Genomic DNA, 1,069 nt, shown 5'->3' on the forward strand with positions numbered 1-1,069 from the left:
GTATTATGCTAGAGGTGAATATCCGCTCAGCCGGATATGAAATTGGTGAAAAGACAGTTCATGATATTGCATTTGCAATTGAAAAAGGCGAGTTAGTTGCTCTTATTGGTGCGAATGGCGCAGGAAAGAGTACGACAATTAAATCGATACTCGGTTTGCTTGTCAATACGGATGGTGAAATCTCGTTTGGTGAAAAGAAAAATCCATATGCATATGTACCGGAGCATCCCACTTATTATGATTATTTAACTTTATGGGAGCATATTGAATTGTTAATGGCTGCCTGTGGAAATGAAGAGGGAAATTGGGAGGGCAAAGCAAGGGAATTATTACATACGTTTCGAATGGAAAAACATATACACGAATACATATCAAAGTTTTCAAAAGGTATGAAACAAAAATCGATGCTAATATTAGCATTTTTAACAGAGCCAGATTTTTATATTATTGATGAGCCTTTTATCGGTTTAGATCCAGTAGCTACGAAAGAATTTTTGAATTACTTATATAAAGAAAAAGAGCGAGGAGCCGGAATTTTACTTTGTACGCACGTACTGGATACAGCTGAAAGAATTTGTGAAAGATTTTTACTCATTTCGCAAGGTACGTTAGTAGCAGATGGACATTTAGAGGCGATCCAATCGTTAGCAGAAATGCCAGGAAGTACACTGTTAGATTGTTTCGATGCAATTGTAAGGCGGGAACAAAATGATTAAACAACCGTTTAATAAAAGGTTACGTCATGAATTGCAAAGAAAATGGAAAGCGATTCGTTCTGTAACAGATTGGACAGTAGCATTATATATTATTATTCCCGCACTTATATTTATTGGAATGTATTATCGTTCATTATGGGTAAAAGAACTATCAATGGAAGAGACCGTTTATTTCGGATTAGGTTTACTTGCATTTTACTTTGTTACATTTTCAAGAGGAGTTCGCTCATTCTTTGAACAGGCAGATAGCTTATTTTTAATTTCGTACCCAAATCATATGCGAAGGTTAATGAAGATTGGCATGATATATACGTTAATTCGGATTGCAATAACGAACGCAATTGTAGTATTCA

General features: G+C 35.4%; 2 protein-coding genes. Both read left to right on the forward strand.

The annotated features are described in order from the left end of the window. Nucleotides 1–5 precede the first annotated feature (5 nt). A complete protein-coding gene (locus tag AC1DTM_RS28015; protein WP_016104728.1) occupies nucleotides 6–716 on the forward strand; it encodes an ABC transporter ATP-binding protein in 711 nt (236 codons plus the stop codon). Next, a partial coding sequence (locus tag AC1DTM_RS28020) for an ABC transporter permease (protein ID WP_477001429.1) occupies nucleotides 709–1,069 on the forward strand: 361 nt, incomplete at its 3' end. The genes AC1DTM_RS28015 and AC1DTM_RS28020, both read left to right, overlap by 8 nt.

It is taken from the genome of Bacillus sp. P4_D3 (assembly GCF_056401855.1).